The following is a 13997-nucleotide window of genomic DNA, read 5'->3' on the forward strand; positions in this document are numbered from 1 at the left end:
CAGGGACTATATAGGAGCCATATAGGCACCCCAAAGTGTGCTCTTGTTTCAATCCTTTCCACACCACCATATATGGCCGCCCACCTCCAACCTAAAACACAGAACTTGGAACATGGAACTCAAACTGTTATACTCCTTCCATGTCTCGCCTCGCATCTCCTCCCCTGATGGCAACGAACGCTTCAACACCACCAACCCCACCATCACCATAAGTGCCAATCTGCATTTGAAAATCCTTATGAACGATTTCCTCACCCAATACCCTGAATTGATCATACCCACCCGCATATTAACGTATTTCCTATTGGCCGCAGTGATTGCGTTCCTCTTGAGACGATTAACACCTCCACTCATCCAACTTGGTCGGCATGCTCCACATGGCCGCAAGACCAGCCTAGAACGACAAAAGACTTTGCAAAGTCTGGTGACCAGCACGATCAACCTCATTGCTTTCGTCAGCGCAACATTGGCAAGCATGTCCCTGTTCATTGAGCCGAATACCCTAGCATGGGTGGTCGGGCTTTTTAGCACTGCCTTCGGTTTCGGCGCTCGTCTCATCATTGGCGATTATTTAGGCGGGTTGAGCTTCCTGTTTGAAGATACATTTGCAGTCGGCGAAAAGATCGAAATCTCAGGCTCGCCCACCATCGAAGGCGTTGTCGAACACATCAACTTGCGCACCACCCTGTTACGCTCACCATCCGGTGAGTTGTATATCGTCCCGAATGGAGAGATCCGTTCAGTCCGCAACTTCAGCCGAGGGAAATTCTCCATCGCCAATATCACGCTCAAGATCCAAAGCTCAGATCTAAGCACTGCGCGCGCCACTCTCGAAGCATTAGGAGACGAGGCCGTTACCCTGCTCCCCGACCTGATAGAGCCCTGGAAGGTCACCAATCTGGTGGGCATCATCGGCCAATACACAGAACTGACCCTCATCGCCAAGGCCCGCTTCGGCAAAGCAGCAGAAATGCGTCCGCACCTGTTATCACTGGTGCAAGAACGCCTGCTCGAAGTGAACATCCAATTAGTAAGCTAGCCACCCAACCTGAAACTTGAAACCATGAAACTCGATCCTCTCATCTCCTCCCCCGATAGCAACGAATACTTCAACTCCATCAGCCATCTCATCGGCGCCATCCTGTCCATCTCTGCGCTGGCAGTGCTCGTCACCCTGGCAGCCATGCAACACAAACCCGCCCACGTTATCGGCTTTGCCATCTATGGCACCAGCCTCTTCCTCTCCTTCTTGTTCAGTTGTCTCCTGCACTTCTTTCTACTCTTCAAAAGATATCTGCGCATCTTCGGCATCCTCGACCACAACGCCATTTACATCCTCATCGCAGGCACCTACACCCCTTTCTGTCTCACCGTCCTCAGCGGCACAAAAGGCTGGGTCCTATTTGGGATCATCTGGAGTCTGGCCGTTTTCTTCATCACACTCAAATCCATCTTCTTCAGCAATATCCCCGTTTGGATGTCGAACGGCTCCTTCCTCCTGATGGGCTGGATCATTGTTTTCCTGATAGCTCCCATCTACCGAGAGCTGGGTTCAGGAGCCATGTCCCTGCTCATCACAGGCGGCCTCTTCTACACAGTCGGCGCCTTGATCTTCGCCAAAGGCAAACCCAATCCCTTCCCGCCCTACTTCGGCAACCACGAGATCTGGCATCTCTGCGTCCTCGCTGGCAATGCCTTTATGTTCCTGGTCATGCTCTTCTACGTTCTGCCATATCCATAGTTCGCTATAAAGACTAGCCGCGGAGACGCAGAGTCACAGAGATATTCAACTGCTCTCGCCGTCCGTCCCCGGCGGCGAGCACCCCACCTCAAGCAGAAAAGCTCTTCTCAGAGAACTCTATGCTCTTATTATCTCCGTCAGGGGACGCCCTCTTAGCCACTTTAGAGACTATTTCTTATTCCGTGTGTTCCGCGAAATCCGTGTACAAAAGAACAAAGCTTCGCACTTCAAAAAAGGAGACTATATGCCCACACCAAAATGGATCACCCTCCCCGCCCGCCTCAAAAAAGGCTACCACGTTGCATCAGGCCCATCCAAAGCCTATCCTGATTACGGCAGTATCGAAAAACAAAAACCCTACTTCAAGAAGCTCGGCCTCGACCTCACTCGCATGTTCAACGGCACGCTCAATGTCTCCATTGCCCCCTACACCTTCGAAATGAAGAAGCCACAACACAAATTCAAACGCGTCAAATGGACCGAGCTCACCAACGCCGAAGACTTCTCCTTCTCACAATGCAAGATCAAATTTCAAGGCAAGGAATACACAGGCTGGGTCTACTATCCCGACCCAAAGACCAAGAAAGACCACTTCCAATCCGCCTCCACGGTCGAAGTCCTAGCCCCGCGCATCCCCAACATCAAATACAAAAACAAACTCGAGATCACCCTCAACACCGCCGAGATCAAGATCATATTGCCCAAGTAAGCATCGCGCCAGCGTACCCGCCGAACAAAAACCCGCCTCAGCCCGTCCTAATCATGCTATACTCGTTTTGTCGGGCCCGTTCCAACATTACTCTTAAGGATGAAGAAGTATGAAAAGAATTCTTTCTTTCGGCATAATCGCAGTGATCCTTACAGGCGTTCTCTACGCCTGCAATATTCTCGGCGGAACGGAAACTCCCGCCCCAGCCGCTGTATTCTCAGGCGATGTCACCAAGCTTGATCTCGTGGTCCAGCCACAAAGCGGAACCTTCAATGCCGCGGGGCAAACCATCGCCTATCAATTTACGGTCACCAACTCTGGCACCACAGCCCTCACCGGGCCTGTCACCGTGGCAGATAACAAGATGCCCACCGTCGCCTGTATGCCGGTCAACACCATTGGCAACAAAGATAACAACCTCGACGCGGCAGAAAGCGTTACCTGCACATCCAATTACACCCTCGTGCAGGCAGATATCAACAGCGGTTCTGTGATCAACACATCCACCGCCAGCGCGGGCGGGGTCAGTTCAGATGCGGTTAACACTACGGTCGCAATGGCTCTCTCCAAAGTGCTCGAAGTCACAGCCATCGCCAACCCCACCACCTACAATCAAGCAGGGCAGGTCATCACCCTCACCTACACCGTCAAGAACACCGGCCAATCCGTACTTGGCCCTGCACAATTTATGATCATCGGTGACCGCATCAACAATCTCCCTTGTGGCGCAGGGGATACAAGCCTCACCCCCAACCAAACCTTCACCTGTACAGCTACCTATACCACCAGCGATGCTGACAAAGCCGCAAATCAAGTGGTCTTCAATACCACCATCAACGGCGGTGGAGCCACTAACACCCAACCGCTCAGCGTAACGGTTACCAACACCGCACTAGGAGGGGGCGGCACAACAACAGGCCTGACACCCGGCACCACCATCCAGCACCACGTCAACGAAGGTGAATGGATGATCCAGATCGCACGTTGTTATGGCGCCGATTTCTATGCCGTCAAAACCGCCAACCCGCAGGTGGTGGATGCCAACAAGATCTGGCCGATCAACATATTGACCATCCCCAACATCGGCAGTAAAGGGAAAGTCTATGGCCCGCCATGTGTCACGTATTACACCGCACAGAACGGCGATACATGGAATTCCATTGCACAAAAATATAACGCCGATCTCGCCGTCTTGATGGAAGCCAACAAAGGCTTGAATTTGGCGAGCGGTGTCAAGCTCAAGATCCCTCTCAACTCTGCGAACGGGAACCCAGTCCCGGTTCCGACAGCTGACCCGACCACTCCAATACGCATCAATATCCCCAACGGGTCGACTACGGTTACACCCACTGGCACCATCCCTGCATCCAAAAAAGTGAATTACATTCTCGCCGCCACACAAGGCCAGAGCCTCAGCCTCAAACTGACCGCACCTGCCGCCGATATGCAACTCGCTGTGACCTCCGTCAATGGCGGGATCGTGCTCAAAGGGCAGGATTCCAATCTAGTCTGGAGCGGCAACATTCCAGCCACCGGGGACTACATCATCGCCATCACGAACGTCTCTGTCTCAGATAAAGCCTACACACTCGAAGTCGGTCTTACCACGCCGGTGCCTGTTAGCTTTGAACGAGTGGCCGATATCAACGCTGGTGCAGGGGATTCCAATCCTTCGTATCTGGCCGTACATAGTGGAGTGCTGTACTTCAACGCAACAGGCAACAACAGCGCCGGTGCTGAACTCTGGAAGTATGATGCTACAACCAATTCCACCACCATGGTGAAAGATATTCGCCCCGGTGCCGATGGATCGAACCCCGCTTTCCTTGCTTCGTACAAAGGGGAACTCTACTTCAGCGCGAACGGCGGCGACGGGGCAGGCACAGAACTCTGGCGCTTCAACGGAAGCGATGCTGGCCGCCTGACCGATATCAACCCTACAGTCGGTGACGCCAACCCAGCCTACATGACGGTATACAACGACATCCTGTACTTCAGCGCGAACGGCAACGATGGCAAAGGCGTTGAACTCTGGAAGACAGATGGTGTAACTTCGAGCCGCGTTACTGACATCAATAGCGGCGCAGGCGATTCCAATCCTTCTTATCTTGCCGTCTACAATAATGCATTGTTTTTCAGTGCCACCAGTAACGATGGCACTGGCACAGAACTATGGAAGTTCGATGGCACAAATATTGGCCGTGCGGCCGATATCAACCCCGGCGTAGGCAATTCCAATCCATCCTTCCTGACCGCCGTAAACAATACCTTGTATTTCAGCGCGAATGGCGGCGATGGCTCAGGCATGGAACTCTGGAAGTTTGACGGCACCAACGCCACCCGTGCGGCGGACATCAATGTTGGCGCAGGGGATTCCACTCCCACGTCTCTGGCGGCATTCAATGGTGTACTGTATTTCAACGCCAATGGCAATGATGGTGCTGGTCTCGAACTCTGGAAGTTCGATGGCACCACAGCCAGTCGCGCGGCCGACATCAACAAGACCGGCGACTCGTTCCCGTCCTTCATCACCGTATACAACAGTCAACTCCACTTCCAAGCCAATGGCGGTGATGGCGCAGGCAAGGAACTCTGGAAATACAAACCATAGTTCACCTCGTCAACACAAATACTCTCATATAAACAGGCGGGGACGATACAACGTCCCCGCCTGTTTTGCTCTGTCACATGGACATCTTTAGAATTAGAAATGGAGTAATCGAATGAATCAAAGAACCTTCTTGAGCATGATCGTTTTCATCGGCATCATCGTGCTGACCGCCTGTGCCCCGTCGGCAACACCACAAGCTGTGTCGCCCACTGCTGTTGAAGATGCTACTGTCTCAACCGTAGCACCCACCATGGAAGTCAGTGCAACAACACCAGTTCAAGCCGTCAACACAGAAACACGCATGGACCCGAACCTGGAATGCAGTGCAGGCAAAACATCAGCAAACGCCATCATTGAATTGACAGAAGGCCCCTACTACACAGCCAACTCCCCAGAGCGCACCAGTCTCTACGAAGAAGGCATGCCCGGCACAAAACTGACCGTTACAGGGTACGTCTACGATATGAATTGTCAGCCCATCGCCAACGCCTGGCTGGACTTCTGGCAAGCCGACGCAAACGGCACCTATGACAATAGCGGCTACACTCTGCGCGGGCATCAATACACCAACGCAAACGGGCGCTATGAATTGGTCACAGTAGTCCCCGGTATTTACCCAGGCCGCACAGAACATATCCACTTCAAAGTGCAAGCACCAAACGGCAAGATCATCACATCTCAACTCTTCTTCCCCGGTGTCACACAAAACGGCTCAGACGGTATCTACGATGCAAGTCTGCTCATCTCCCTTCAGGAAACGAGCGACGGCTTGCTCGGGCAATACAATTTCATTGTCCCTGCACAATAGCTAAAAACACTAAAACGCGGCTATAAGGCCGCGTTTTAGTTTTCAAGTAACACAAGGCTTTTTCACGCAACGTATAATTCAGGTGCTTCATCCAATATACGATACACGGCATCATGCTTGCGAGCAGGTTCATATACCTTGATCGCTACACTATCACCAGGCTTTACCCACACCAGAGGCTGATGCTCCACTTCCAGCGAGGTGACACGTTGAGTAAAGTTTGAAGTGTGCCCAAGAATATGGATGCGATCACCCAGCTTGAGGTTCTCCTTCAATTGAAGTACCGCCACGCCAATACGCGTATAGTAATGTATGACTTTCCCGATCTTAACTTCCATGGGCATACTCCTTTCGTATCCAGTAGAAGACACTTCAACCCCCACACAAATACTGTAGCACAAACGGAAGCCAATTTCCAGTCACCATTGGACAGACATGCTATACTGAAACAACCATTTCCTCACAAGGAGTTCCCGTGGAAGCACTATATCAATTTGGCATCAGCCTTATCCAGATCATACAAAATTCACTAAGCCCCGCGCTTGATGGCGTGATGAATGGGTTCTCATTTCTCGGGCGCATCGAGTTCTACCTCGTACTCATCCCCTTTATCTACTGGTCAATAGATCGCCGCATCGGCATCCGTGCCTTTTTGATCCTCGCTTACACAGACCTTACAGCGGCCTCTCTCAAACTTCTTTTCCACGAGCCGCGTCCCTATTGGATCGGTAACGTCAAACCATTAAGCACAGAGCCCACCTATGGCATCCCTTCCTCACACGCCAGCGACTCTCTCGCCATCGGCGGCTATCTCATGGCCCGCATCAAACAAAACTGGCAACGCATCTTGTTGGGCATCATAGTTTTCTTCGTAGCCTTCTCGCGCCTTTACCTTGGCGTTCACTTCCCACAGGATATTCTCCTTGGCTGGATAATCGGCTTTGCGGTTCTCTGGGCCGCCGCAAAATGGGAAACCATCGTCCGCAATTGGCTGGATGACAAATCGCTGGCAGTTCAGATCGGCTTGGGATTCATCGACTCGGTCCTCATCTTCCTCACCGGCCTCTTCATTCGCTTCCTCGTCTCAGGGACGGCTGATCCAGCTTCCTGGAGCAGTTTCACCACGTATTCCCGCTCCATCACACACTTCTTCACTCTCGCAGGCGCCGTGTTCGGAGCTTATGCTGGTTACGCCTTGATGCGCCGTTACGCACGCTTCGATGCAAAAGGCTCATGGGAGTCTCGCGGCATTCGATACTTGGTTGGCATCATCAGCCTGCTAGTCGTATTCTATGGTCTCGATAAATTCTTCGCACTCATCGCTCCTGATGAGACAGCTCTCGGATACACACTGCGATATATCCGCTATGGGTTTGCGACATTCTGGATGACCTTCCTCGCTCCTTGGTTATTTCTGAAACTCAAGCTGGCAAAACCTGAGTAGCTTTACACATCGAAGAATAAGTCATGGACTCTGACAAGACCTTAGCCCAACTCAGACAAATCCTGCTCATCATTGCCGCTGGCGTCTTTGTGATGACAGTCGCCGAACTCACCTTTCTCGAGCATTGGAATTTCACGATCCAGTTCCTTCCATTCACCCTTTGTGCACTTGGGTTGGTCACATCAGCATTGGCATATTTCCGCCCGAACCACAACACGATCTTACTCACACAATGGTCCATGATTGTGATCGCTGTGTGCAGTTTGATCGGTTTCTATGAACACATGGCTGGTAATCTGACATTCTGGCAGGAAGTTCAACCCAACGCCACAGCATGGGAACTGGTCGTTGCAACCTTCAAAGGTGGGGTCCCCATCCTCGCCCCGGGCATTCTCACTCTCGGCGGAGCCATCGGCTGGACAGCCACTTTCAAACACCCAGCATTGACGACAAAATAAAATAACAAAAGCAAAACGGATAGAGACTAAAATCTCTATCCGTTTTTATTCAAACATTCGTTTATCCGCTCATCCTCTGACCAGCGTATATCCCTCTTTTGAATCCTGCACGGTCCAGCCTAATGCGGAGATCTCACCGCGCAACTTATCTGATTCGGCCCAGTTCTTTTCTGCCCGCGCAACGAGACGCTTCTCAGCCAACACACGGACTTCCTCAGGTGGCTTGTCATCGTCGAGTGCAGGTGCGTTGAGAACCATATCCCAAACATGCGCAGGGATTCCCACATCAACCGGCTCAGGAAGTTGTATCTTTCCGATCTCGCTCAAAGGGAATTTCGCTCCCGACGGATGCATGACCGGGTCGCCACAATCAGTGACCAGTGACATCGAACTCACGCCACTGACCTCGCACATGTTGCTCTCAAAATCCATGATGATGCCAGTGTGTTCGTCCAAACCCACTGTGACATTTTCATCAGGGAGAAGTTTGCACCACTCATTGAAACGATCCATGCCTACGAAACAACGGCTGGTATCCAAGTCCGCGCCACCTTCGGCGTTGTTCCAATGTGGGATGAAGGAAAGATGCAAACCGAAGTCAGAGAAGAAACTCAACCCATCCACTACATGAACATCCTGCCCCACCTTATAGATCTCATAGACCGGCAAAGCATGGGCACCGACTGAGATCGTCGCGGCAGAAGCAAATATCAGTGTAGCCCCGAGGCGATGCCGGGCGCGGATGATGTCCCATGCCAGCGTGTCCTTCAATTGACGGATCGCATACGTCGGGCTCCCCGGTCCCATGAAGATCATATTTGCATACAGAAGAGGTTTGAGGATCTCCAGATCATCTGGACTGAAATTAGAGTTTTTCTTTCTCGCGGGAATGACATCGACAACAGGTTTATAGTTTTGCAGACGAGTCTTCATGAACTCACCGATCTTGCCTACAACTTGCGAAGAGTTCAACTCAAAACCAGCAGGCGTCTCCATCAATGCAATACGGAGAGGCTCATTGATTTTCTTTGCGAGCGTTTCAAAGATACGTCCGCCCGCGAGGGATGTTTCACCAGAACCGAGAAATGCAATTTGTCCAAATGTCATATCATGCTGACGTTTTATTCAAGGCATCTATTACTTGAAACAATTCAGCGTTCGAGGGGATATCACGCATGGACTCGCCATAATGAGCAAAGCGGACATATCCCTTTGCGTCAATGATGCAACTCAGAGGCATGCGTCCCAACTTGAATATCTTCACTTCCTGTCGGTACATCTTCGCTACTCTGTGATCGGGATCGGGTAAACCAATGAAAGGAATTTTTTCATTCATCCAATATTGCTCGAACGCCATCGGTGAATTAGGGCCTAATGCCAAAATCATCGCATCCCGTTTTGTAAATTGATCAAACTCATCGCGTAAGCGCGCCAACTGCGCGCGGCAATACGGTCACATGAAACCGCGCAGAAAGGCAAGCAAGATCGGCCTTCCGCGCAGGGCTGATAAGCGAACACGATTCCCCAGCACATCTTCCAACTCAAAATCGGGAGCCAATTCTCCCGGCGTGATCAATTTAGTCATTTCGTAAGAGACTCCAAAAACTTAGATATTGCATCTGCGGTCTGCGCCCATTGTTCTTCAGCAGAGACAGAGGCAGGGTTGTCACCATCTTGCACTCCATAGGCGCCAAACTGTCCGTGGTTGCCGCCCTCAATGGGGACATATTGCGTTTGAGGAGGAAGCAAGGCTTTCGATGCTTCGATCTTTTCGCTAGTAGCCAGCCCGTCATTTGTTCCATAGATCGAAATCACATGAATGGCTGAAGCTTTGAGCGAATCATCAGAAGGATACGAGGCCCAAAATGCGAGGCCCTTAATCACATCTTGATGCTTGGCCGCATATAACGATGCGGCAACACCCCCAAGAGAATGTCCACCAACTGCCCAGTGAGTGATCTCGGGATATTTTGCGATCACTCGATCTGCCGCCTCGACCTCAAAGAACGCCAGATTCAAATTCACTTCAACGACAGCCACAAAATATCCGTTAGCGGCGATTTTATGAAGCACAGGAGCATAGGCGCGATAATCCACGCGGCCGCCGGGGTAAAAGATGAAACCTGTTGTCGGCGACACACCTGCGGGTGAAAAGGTGACAAACCCAGTCTGTTGCGTGACAACTACCTGCGCATCAGACTGCAAAGCCTGCGAGGCCACATCGGTGGGCTGGGCCGTGGCACTTGCCCAAAAGATGAATCCCGCTGTCAGAATAACAGTAGCAATTAAGAGTCCAAGAAGGACGCGTTTAACAATTTTCATTTGATCAGTGATTTCGCTTTCTTCCAAACATCATCAAACATTTCCACAGTCAATTTTCCAGTCAACGTATTTTGCTGACTGGGGTGATAGGAACACAAAATCCAAACACCATTTTCCAATCGATGCAAAGCACCATGTCCGAACTTTATTTCAGAACTGCGGACTGAATATATTCGCAGGACTCTCTCAAAAGCTATCCGACCCAGACACACCATGACCTTGGGCTTGATGATCTTGATCTCGCGCACAAGATATGGTTGACACATATTCAATTCTTCTGGACTTGGCTTATTATCTGGCGGGGCACAACGAGCGGACGCGGCGATATACATATCCTTCAGGAGGAGACCATCGCTTCGGGACTCAGCCAGAGCCTGATTCGCAAACCCAGCCCGGTACAACGCTGGGAATAAAAACCCGCCTGAAGCATCGCCCGTGAATTGACGTCCTGTGCGATTCGAACCGTGCGCACCAGGCGCGAGGCCTACGACAAACACACGCGCATTGGGGTCACCAAATCCCGGCACAGGCTTACCCCAATACTCTTCATCCTTATATGCCTTGCGTTTGACACGAGCCACTTCCTCGCGCCACTCCACCAACCGCGGACATTTTCGACAGGAGATAATTTCTTCGTTTAATTGTTTTAGTTGTGACTGCATAGACTAATGTTAGCACGTTTACAGATTGAGATGCTTGAACTTTTCAACTTGTAAATTTTCAAATAAGTAGCATCGCATCCCCAAAGGAATAAAAGCGGTAGCCTTCTTCGACAGCAGTCTTATAGGTTTCCAAAACCTTCTCACGCCCGGCAAACGCGCTGACTAACATCAACAACGTGGACTTGGGTAAATGAAAGTTCGTGATTATCGCATCGACAAGCGAGAATTTATACCCCGGCAGGATAAATAGATCCGTTGGGCCAGTGAACGGCACGATCTGAGAAGAACGTCCTAATGTGGCATACCGCGCCGCAGACTCTAACGTCCGCACCGATGTGGTCCCCACTGCAACGATACGCTTGCCTCTTGCGCGTGTGTCATTGATTAATTCCGCAGTTTCCTGTGGTAATTCACACCACTCGGTGTGGATCTTATGTTCTTCGGGATCATCCTCAGTCACAGGCGCAAATGTATCCAAGCCCACATGCAATGTGACATATGCGATTCGTACGCCTTTGACCTGCAACTCTTCCAACAAGCGCGGCGTGAAATGGAGCCCGGCCGTAGGCGCGGCGGCGGAACCCGGTTCTTTGGCATAGACCGTTTGATAGCGCTCGGGGTCATTCAACTTCTCATGGATATACGGCGGCAATGGGACATTCCCAACCTTTGAAAAATACGATTCGATAGGGTCAGAAAATCGAATGAGCCGTTCAGAACCATCAAGGAGTTGAATGATCTCTGCTTCAGGCCCACCTTCCTCCACTCGCACCTTCTTGCCTACGCGCAATCCCTTGCCGCCCACCAAAGCTTCCCATGTCCATGTATCGCGGCGGCGCAGGAGGAGCAATTCCACTCGCCCACCGGTATCTTTGCGGGCAAAGATGCGCGCAGGGATCACGCGCGTTTGATTCAAGACAAGCAAGTCACCGGGGTTTAAATAATCGGTCACATCGCGGAAAATGCGATGCTCCAATTCATTCGTGTCACGATGCAATACAAGTAAACGTGAAGAATCGCGCGGCTCAGCAGGAGTCTGCGCTATGGAAGATTCGGGGAGATGGTAGTCGAAGTCGGAGGTTTTCATTTGGATATAAAAACAATTTAAGATGAAATGATCAAACTTGATTTCTTCTTACAATTATATAGCTATTGAGGCAACCATAAATAAGTATTGCCCCATGTATCAAGAGACATCAAATAAAAAGGATAATCCCCACTTGATAACACAACAAAAACTCCAGGTCTCGCATCAACCGATTCGTAAACAATATATTTTCCGTCTGGTGACCACAAGGGTGACTGTCCGTGTGCTATTAATTTTTCGTCGCTTCCATCGGTATTGGCAACACAGATATTCCCTCCATCATCACCGCATTCAAATACAATACCTGAATTATTTGGGGAGATTCCTACTGAAGATCTTTTTGCATAAATTGACTCCGTTATTTTGATAACTACAGAATCCTTGGTATCCATTCGATATAAAGCAGATTTACCATCCTTATCTGAAATAAAATACACAAAGCTACCATCGTCTGAATAAATTGGAGCATAATCATTGCTTGGATTATTAGAAAGGTTTTTAATAACCTTTGTCTTTATACTCATAGACAATATCTCTGCCTTGCCATCCATATGGGCGATTAGCAATATAGAATTTCCGTCTGGTGTCCAACCAGCAACAATTCCCTTTGGGTAAATTTCTTGTAATTGACCAGATAAAGTGTCAGCTATCCAAGACTTATTACTGTCATAGGTGGAGAGCAATATTTTTTTACCATCTGGAGACACAAATATATTGGCCTGTCGAAATTCGTCACTCATATAGGTTTCCGAAACTAAATTTCCCAATATATCAACTACACAAATACTTGTCTGTTCTTCTGAGCGCGAGGAAACACATTCATAAGCAATATATTTTCCATCTTTTGAAGCAGAAAAAGCCGAAGGGTAATAAGCGGGATTTTTGACTGATTTAATAATCGGAAACCCCATTCCTTTCATCACACGAAGCTCAGGTGATCGGTTGTTATTTATAGCTGTATAAACAATATGACCTGGAACATTCCCATAGACTGAATAGTAAAACCCCATATACCAGATCGAGTATATAAACATCCCGAAGAATCCAAAGCTTATAATTAAAGCTACTCCCTTATTAAAGATGTTCCTATTGTTGGATCGTTCTGCTATTATACGTTCCTTTGTAACAAGCTTGATGCTCTCAGCTTTCATCTCATCTTCTGGTTTTTTACTCGTTCTAATAGTTTGAATTCCCATTCCTATTAAGAAACCTGCCCAATTAGAATAATTACCAATCCAACTATCATAAAAGGCACTAAAGAAAAAACCAACTGCAGCCAGAAAACATAATATACCAACTGCCATCATAATCCTTCGCCATTGAAAAACTGTAGAGCCCAAATAAATTACGATGTTCCCACCATCTAATCTTCCCACGGGAAGCAGGTTAAGTACAGCAAGAGTCAAATTGAATCTGGCAGCAACTTGAAAATGATTCATTGAGGTTGCATAAGCCAACAAAATAAAGAAAGCTGATAAAAGCAGGTTACTTAACGGTCCAGCAAGGACCATAGCTGCATATCGAATACGTTCTCTTCGACTCATTTCAAATAAAGTCAATTCAGAAAAGGGAATGAAATACCCACCAAATAGCCAAATGGTAAGTGTCCCGCCACCAAGACCTAACCACCGACATACCGAAGCATGTGCAAGTTCATGAAAACCAATGCTAAATATCAACATCGAGATATATAGAACCAAACTACTTGCGTCAACCCAAAACAGCCCTAAAAGCCATAAAAGAAATGATAAATGAATGTAAAGTGGAAGCCCAAAAAGGTTGCCTACTCTGATCCGCCACGAAAACCCTGAATTTGTTTCTTCCTCACTTTTAATATCCACCTGGACTTTTGTTTCCATGAATATCCCTATTTTCTAATAATTCGAGCTATAAGATTCAACAAAATCGTCAATACCACCGACACCAATATCGAACTTGTCACTGGAAAATAGAACGAGCCATTCTCGCCTTCAATGCGGATGTCACCGGGCAGACGGCCGAGGGGAATGCCGAATTTGGATGCAAGATAGACTCCCCCACCCACGAGGAAGAGGATGATGCCCCCGATCATGAGATAGCGAGCGATAGATTCCATAAGATCACAGACCGTGGACGATAGACGGTAGACCATCAAACCATTGTCCATGGTCTACCG

At 49.3% G+C, this 13997-nt stretch carries 16 protein-coding genes; 7 read left to right on the top strand and 9 right to left on the bottom strand.

Annotation, left to right across the window (positions count from 1 at the left end; all coding sequences use genetic code 11):
* The first annotated feature begins 112 nt into the window (after positions 1-112).
* From IPP66_19180 to IPP66_19200, 5 genes are all read left to right on the top strand, one after another.
* Positions 113-1039, top strand: coding sequence for a mechanosensitive ion channel family protein (locus IPP66_19180; protein MBK9927398.1), 927 nt, complete (start codon positions 113-115; stop codon positions 1037-1039).
* A gap of 24 nt (positions 1040-1063) precedes the next feature.
* A complete protein-coding gene (locus IPP66_19185; GenBank protein MBK9927399.1) occupies positions 1064-1741 on the top strand; it encodes a hemolysin III family protein in 678 nt (225 codons plus the stop codon).
* 244 nt (positions 1742-1985) lie between these two features.
* Complete coding sequence (locus tag IPP66_19190; GenBank protein MBK9927400.1) at positions 1986-2450, top strand: hypothetical protein; 465 nt, start codon at positions 1986-1988, stop codon at positions 2448-2450.
* A 109-nt stretch (positions 2451-2559) separates the two neighbouring features.
* The gene (locus tag IPP66_19195) at positions 2560-5061 is read left to right on the top strand and encodes a LysM peptidoglycan-binding domain-containing protein (GenBank protein MBK9927401.1); all 2502 of its coding nucleotides are present in this window, start codon (positions 2560-2562) and stop codon (positions 5059-5061) included.
* Positions 5062-5311: 250 nt separating this feature from the next.
* Positions 5312-5869: a dioxygenase gene (locus IPP66_19200; protein ID MBK9927402.1), complete on the top strand. Its 558-nt coding sequence runs from the start codon at positions 5312-5314 to the stop codon at positions 5867-5869.
* Between the two features lie 62 nt (positions 5870-5931).
* Here IPP66_19200 and IPP66_19205 read toward each other — a convergent pair whose 3' ends face one another.
* Positions 5932-6207, bottom strand: a complete 276-nt coding sequence (locus IPP66_19205) for a hypothetical protein (protein MBK9927403.1) — start codon at positions 6205-6207, stop codon at positions 5932-5934.
* A gap of 137 nt (positions 6208-6344) precedes the next feature.
* On the opposite strand from IPP66_19205, the gene IPP66_19210 reads away from it, so the two are divergent.
* Together IPP66_19210 and IPP66_19215 are read left to right on the top strand one after the other, a co-directional pair.
* Entirely contained in the window at positions 6345-7313 is a 969-nt protein-coding gene (locus tag IPP66_19210; GenBank protein ID MBK9927404.1) for a phosphatase PAP2 family protein, read from the top strand.
* A gap of 23 nt (positions 7314-7336) precedes the next feature.
* Positions 7337-7771, top strand: coding sequence for a hypothetical protein (locus IPP66_19215; GenBank protein ID MBK9927405.1), 435 nt, complete (start codon positions 7337-7339; stop codon positions 7769-7771).
* A gap of 69 nt (positions 7772-7840) precedes the next feature.
* Here IPP66_19215 and IPP66_19220 read toward each other — a convergent pair whose 3' ends face one another.
* The 8 genes from IPP66_19220 to IPP66_19255 form a co-directional block, all read right to left on the bottom strand.
* Positions 7841-8878, bottom strand: coding sequence for a cysteinyl-tRNA synthetase (locus IPP66_19220; protein MBK9927406.1), 1038 nt, complete (start codon positions 8876-8878; stop codon positions 7841-7843).
* Between the two features lies 1 nt (position 8879).
* Positions 8880-9206: a redoxin domain-containing protein gene (locus IPP66_19225; GenBank protein ID MBK9927407.1), complete on the bottom strand. Its 327-nt coding sequence runs from the start codon at positions 9204-9206 to the stop codon at positions 8880-8882.
* 18 nt (positions 9207-9224) lie between these two features.
* The gene (locus tag IPP66_19230) at positions 9225-9356 is read right to left on the bottom strand and encodes a redoxin domain-containing protein (GenBank protein MBK9927408.1); all 132 of its coding nucleotides are present in this window, start codon (positions 9354-9356) and stop codon (positions 9225-9227) included.
* Positions 9353-10093 carry an alpha/beta hydrolase gene (locus IPP66_19235; GenBank protein ID MBK9927409.1) on the bottom strand — a complete coding sequence of 247 codons (741 nt, stop codon included), beginning with the start codon at positions 10091-10093 and terminating at the stop codon, positions 9353-9355. Before IPP66_19235 ends, IPP66_19230 begins: the two co-directional genes overlap by 4 nt.
* Positions 10090-10755, bottom strand: coding sequence for a uracil-DNA glycosylase (locus IPP66_19240; GenBank protein MBK9927410.1), 666 nt, complete (start codon positions 10753-10755; stop codon positions 10090-10092). The genes IPP66_19235 and IPP66_19240 overlap by 4 nt, the downstream gene beginning before the upstream one ends.
* 58 nt (positions 10756-10813) lie before the next feature.
* Complete coding sequence (queA, locus tag IPP66_19245; GenBank protein ID MBK9927411.1) at positions 10814-11842, bottom strand: tRNA preQ1(34) S-adenosylmethionine ribosyltransferase-isomerase QueA; 1029 nt, start codon at positions 11840-11842, stop codon at positions 10814-10816.
* Between the two features lie 62 nt (positions 11843-11904).
* Complete coding sequence (locus IPP66_19250; GenBank protein ID MBK9927412.1) at positions 11905-13701, bottom strand: PD40 domain-containing protein; 1797 nt, start codon at positions 13699-13701, stop codon at positions 11905-11907.
* A gap of 8 nt (positions 13702-13709) precedes the next feature.
* Positions 13710-13937, bottom strand: coding sequence for a DUF2905 domain-containing protein (locus tag IPP66_19255; protein MBK9927413.1), 228 nt, complete (start codon positions 13935-13937; stop codon positions 13710-13712).
* Positions 13938-13997: the final 60 nt, after the last annotated feature.

The organism is Candidatus Defluviilinea proxima (assembly GCA_016721115.1).
GTDB lineage: Bacteria > Chloroflexota > Anaerolineae > Anaerolineales > Villigracilaceae > Defluviilinea > Defluviilinea proxima.

Bases quoted from the DNA above. Each gene is read 5' to 3' on its own strand.
- IPP66_19230 (MBK9927408.1), bottom strand. From the start codon at position 9,356: ATGACTAAATTGATCACGCCGGGAGAATTGGCTCCCGATTTTGAGTTG.
- IPP66_19215 (MBK9927405.1), top strand. From the start codon at position 7,337: ATGGACTCTGACAAGACCTTAGCCCAACTCAGACAAATCCTGCTCATC.
- IPP66_19190 (MBK9927400.1), top strand. From the start codon at position 1,986: ATGCCCACACCAAAATGGATCACCCTCCCCGCCCGCCTCAAAAAAGGC.
- IPP66_19205 (MBK9927403.1), bottom strand. From the start codon at position 6,207: ATGGAAGTTAAGATCGGGAAAGTCATACATTACTATACGCGTATTGGC.
- IPP66_19195 (MBK9927401.1), top strand. From the start codon at position 2,560: ATGAAAAGAATTCTTTCTTTCGGCATAATCGCAGTGATCCTTACAGGC.
- IPP66_19200 (MBK9927402.1), top strand. From the start codon at position 5,312: ATGGAAGTCAGTGCAACAACACCAGTTCAAGCCGTCAACACAGAAACA.
- IPP66_19235 (MBK9927409.1), bottom strand. From the start codon at position 10,093: ATGAAAATTGTTAAACGCGTCCTTCTTGGACTCTTAATTGCTACTGTT.
- IPP66_19255 (MBK9927413.1), bottom strand. From the start codon at position 13,937: ATGGAATCTATCGCTCGCTATCTCATGATCGGGGGCATCATCCTCTTC.
- IPP66_19180 (MBK9927398.1), top strand. From the start codon at position 113: ATGGAACTCAAACTGTTATACTCCTTCCATGTCTCGCCTCGCATCTCC.
- IPP66_19250 (MBK9927412.1), bottom strand. From the start codon at position 13,701: ATGGAAACAAAAGTCCAGGTGGATATTAAAAGTGAGGAAGAAACAAAT.
- IPP66_19240 (MBK9927410.1), bottom strand. From the start codon at position 10,755: ATGCAGTCACAACTAAAACAATTAAACGAAGAAATTATCTCCTGTCGA.
- IPP66_19185 (MBK9927399.1), top strand. From the start codon at position 1,064: ATGAAACTCGATCCTCTCATCTCCTCCCCCGATAGCAACGAATACTTC.
- IPP66_19220 (MBK9927406.1), bottom strand. From the start codon at position 8,878: ATGACATTTGGACAAATTGCATTTCTCGGTTCTGGTGAAACATCCCTC.
- queA (MBK9927411.1), bottom strand. From the start codon at position 11,842: ATGAAAACCTCCGACTTCGACTACCATCTCCCCGAATCTTCCATAGCG.